The sequence below is a fragment of the Haladaptatus sp. genome (genome assembly GCF_049589095.1).
Lineage (GTDB): Archaea > Halobacteriota > Halobacteria > Halobacteriales > Haladaptataceae > Haladaptatus.
On record NZ_JBAWAC010000681.1, the window covers coordinates 1 to 3,958 of the forward strand.

The following is a 3,958-nucleotide window of genomic DNA, read 5'->3' on the forward strand; positions in this document are numbered from 1 at the left end:
CCGCGACCTGTGACGTGTACGTCGAACGGTTCGGACTGGAACCGTACGTCGAGGAGTTGGGGTCATCGGCCGAACAGGCACACCGACTACTGCTGGCCGTCGCCGATAGCGTTCACTCCGATTTGGCGGTCGACCTCGCACACGCACTGGCGACGGCCGCGGGCGCTCGAATCGATATCGTTCATTGCGTGTCGACGGACGCCACCAAGGAGGAGATGGAGGCGGCGAAACGACTCATCGAGGACGTCGAAACCCGACTCGGCGACGTTCCCGAGGCGAGTTCGAGTATCGTCAAGACGGAACACGCACCGGAAGAGATCATCCATCGCTCGAACAACTACGACGTGACCATCCTCGGCGCGACGCGCGAAACGCTCCTCCAACAGTTCATTTCCGGGTCGCTCCCCGAACGCGTGCGTCTCGGTGCGAAAAGTACGGTGCTAATGGCGAAACGCGGCGAGAACTGATCCGCCGATCCAGTTTTCATTTCGCTCAAATAATAACTCTATATTTGATAAATATTACGTAAATATTCCCGAACATTGTCGCACGACAACGTTTTAGGACAGCCTAAAAATCGGAGCTTTTACGGTGGATTAGGTCGGCCTAAAAACTGTATGCAACGATGCAAGCCCCAAAGGACACGGAGAGCGACGGCTTTGCGACTCGATTCGATGGGGAGGGTCCGATGACCCGCTCCGAAAGCGAGCGACTGCTCGGAAAGCAGGCGCGTCGCGAGTCGAACGCCCGAACCTACCCGCGGCATCTCCCACTCGCCATCGAACGAGCGGAAGGCGTGAAAGTCGAGGACGTGGACGGGACCACCTACTACGACTGCCTCGCGGGCGCGGGGACGCTCGCGATCGGCCATAACCACCCGGCCGTCGTAGGGGCCATCGAGGAAGTGCTGGACGCGAACGGACCGCTTCACACGCTCGACATCACGACGCCGACAAAGGACGCCTTCGTGGACCGACTTTTCGAGAGCCTCCCCGACGACTTCTCGGACTCCGCCCGCGTGCAGTTCTGTAGCCCGGCCGGAACCGACGCCATCGAAGCGGCGCTAAAACTCGCCAAGACGGCCACCGGAAACCGCTCCGTACTCGGGTTCCAGGGCGGCTACCACGGAATGACGCACGGTGCGCTCGGGTTGATGGGCGACACGGACGCGAAAGAGGACGTTCCGGGAACGATGCCGGACGTCCACCACTTGCCGTATCCGTACGACTACCGCTGTCCGTTCGGCATCGGCGGCGAGGACAGCCACCGAACGTCGAGCCGATACGTCGAACGCCTGTTGGACGACCCGGAGAGCGGCATCGTCTCTCCCGCCGCGATGGTTCTCGAACTCGTACAGGGGGAGGGCGGCGCGATTCCCGCACCCGACGACTGGACGCGCGAAATCCGACGCATCACCCGCGAGCGCGAGATTCCGCTCGTCGTGGACGAAATCCAGACGGGTCTCGGGCGGACGGGCGAAACCTTCGCCTTCGAACACGCGGACATCACCCCGGATGTGGTGACGCTCTCGAAGGCAGTCGGCGGCGGGCTCCCGCTCGCAGTCGTCGTCTACGACGAGTCGCTTGACGTGTGGGAACCCGGCGCGCACGCCGGAACGTTCCGCGGCGACCAGTTGGCGATGGCCGCCGGTGAGGCGACCATCGAGTACGTCCTCGAAAACGACCTCGCGGGACACGCCGAACGGATGGGGAAGCGACTCCGCGACCACCTCGAAGGGACGGGGGAGGCGTTCGACGCCATCGGCGACGTTCGCGGCCGCGGCCTGATGCTCGGAGCCGAAATCGTGGACGTGACGTCCGAACCGGACGAGTTGGGGAGTTTCCCCGCCGCACCCGACCTCGCGTCGGCCATCCGTGCGGAGTGTTTCGACCGCGGCCTCATCGTGGAACTGGGCGGACGTCACGGGAGTACCGTCCGGTTCCTGCCGCCGCTCGTCGTCACGAAGGACGACGTCGACGCCATCGCGGAACGGTTCCACGAGGCGGTCGGTGCGGCGGTCGAACAGGAACGACCGCAGGGGGTGAAGACCACATGACGCCGATGAAACGGGAGCGGGACGAACGGACGTCCCCGGAATCGCTGTTCATCGGCAGCGACGAGGGCGATGACGCGTACCGAACCGCCATGAGCAGAGCGGTGGATGCGGTGCTCGACTCGTCGGACGGCGACCCGTACTCCGGTCAGTCGCCCGCGTCGCTCCGTGACCGATTCGCGGACGAGCGGATGATCCCCGAGGAGGGCGTGGGCATCGAGGAGGCAATCGAGGCCGCCGCGCCGATACTCGGAAACTCGGTCCGCGTCGAGAACCCGACCTGCTTCGCTCATCTCCACTGTCCTCCGACGGTCCCCGGTTTGGCCGCCGAGGCGATGCTCTCGGCGACGAACCAGTCCATGGACTCGTGGGACCAGAGTCCGGCGGCGACGACGGTGGAAACCCGAATGGTCGAGGAACTGTGTTCGCTCTTCGGATACGACGCCGACGCTGGCGACGGCGTGTTCACCAGCGGCGGCACGCAGTCGAACTTCCTCGGCCTGCTGTTGGCCCGCGAGTGGTTCGCCAAGGAGCGCTTCGGCACCGACGTACAGCGCTCGGGACTCCCGCCGCGTGCGAAGGCGATGCGAATCCTCTGCTCCGCGGAGGCCCACTTCACCGCCGAACAGGCCGCCGCCCATCTCGGACTGGGAGAAAACGCCGTGGTGACCGTCGAAACCGACGACGACCGCCGGATGTCCCCGGAGGCACTCGACCGGACGGTCGCGGAACTCCACGAGCGGGAACTGATTCCGTTCGCGCTCGTCGGCACCGCCGGAACGACGGATTTCGGCAGCATCGACCCGCTTCCCGAACTCGCGGAGCGGGCCGAGGAACACGACCTGTGGTTTCACGTGGACGCGGCCTACGGCGGCGCGCTGGCCGCGAGCGACCGACATCGGGAGCGTCTGGCGGGTATCGAGCGAGCCGACTCGATCTCCGTCGATTTCCACAAACTGTTCTATCAGCCCATCAGTTGCGGCGCGTTCCTGCTCCGCGATGGCTCGCAGTACGAACACATCGCACGGAACGCCTCGTATCTCAACCCGGCGGGCGACAACGCGCCGAACCTCGTCGCCAAATCCACCCAGACGACGCGGCGGTTCGACGCGCTCAAACCGTTCGTGACGTTTCAGGCGCTCGGCCGGGATGGATTGGCGACCCTCATCGACGGCACTATCGACCTCGCCGAGGACGTCGCGTCCCTGCTCGTGGACGACGACGCGTTCGAACTGCTCGCGGAACCGACGCTCAACGCCGTCGTCTTCCGGTATCGACCGACCGAGAACCTCTCGGACGAACGGGTCGGTTGGCTGAACGAAGCGATACGCGAGTCGTTGCTCCGGGAGGGGACGGCCGTCGTGGCTCGGACGACGGTGGACGGCGTTCCCGCGCTGAAGTTCACGCTCCTCAATCCACGGACGACGCTCGATGACGCTGCCGAGGTGCTCGACACGATTTCCAAGCGCGGCGATTCGCTGTGTGCCGTCTCGCCGGAGGTGAGCCGATGAGCCACCTATCGGAGGTGGACGAGCGGACGACCGCCGACACGTCGGCGGTCGCCGCGTCCGCGACGACGCACGCCTTCCTCAACTCGTATCTGCGGGAGACGGGCGCGGGGGAACTCGTGGCGAGTTCAGCCACGGAAGAGGCGATTCGGTTCGAGTTGCCGACCGTCGGCGTCGAAATCGTCGCTCCGCTGGCGTACCGTTCCCCGACCGGTCGCCACCTGTTCGACCTCCCGGTGCGGTTTCGAACGGGCGATGATGACGACTGGACGGACCTCGACTACGCCACGCTGGCGTCGCTCGTCGTCAAGGAACTGTCGCTGGAGCGGTCGGGCGACAACGTCGCCGACGAACTGCTTTCCCGCGTGCTGTCGAGCAAACGTGCGACCGAGCGGTT

Annotated in this window: 3 protein-coding genes and 1 pseudogene; all 4 read left to right on the plus strand. The window is 65.1% G+C overall.

Translation table 11 applies throughout. The features are described from left to right. The coding region (locus tag WBV42_RS21325) for a universal stress protein (protein ID WP_423987819.1) at nucleotides 1–467 on the plus strand (467 nt) is incomplete at its 5' end. A gap of 221 nt (nucleotides 468–688) precedes the next feature. Then, nucleotides 689–2,056, plus strand: a complete 1,368-nt coding sequence (locus tag WBV42_RS21330; RefSeq protein WP_423987821.1) for a diaminobutyrate--2-oxoglutarate transaminase — start codon at nucleotides 689–691, stop codon at nucleotides 2,054–2,056. Continuing rightward, the gene (locus tag WBV42_RS21335) at nucleotides 2,053–3,564 is read left to right on the plus strand and encodes a pyridoxal phosphate-dependent decarboxylase family protein (protein ID WP_423987820.1); all 1,512 of its coding nucleotides are present in this window, start codon (nucleotides 2,053–2,055) and stop codon (nucleotides 3,562–3,564) included. The genes WBV42_RS21330 and WBV42_RS21335 overlap by 4 nt, the downstream gene beginning before the upstream one ends. After that, nucleotides 3,561–3,958, plus strand: a pseudogene (locus WBV42_RS21340) (IucA/IucC family protein); the annotation flags it as partial. The gene WBV42_RS21335 and the pseudogene WBV42_RS21340, both read left to right, overlap by 4 nt.

Coding starts and splice junctions, on each gene's coding strand:
- WBV42_RS21330 (WP_423987821.1), top strand. CDS start 689: ATGACCCGCTCCGAAAGCGAGCGACTGCTCGGAAAGCAGGCGCGTCGC.
- WBV42_RS21335 (WP_423987820.1), top strand. CDS start 2,053: ATGACGCCGATGAAACGGGAGCGGGACGAACGGACGTCCCCGGAATCG.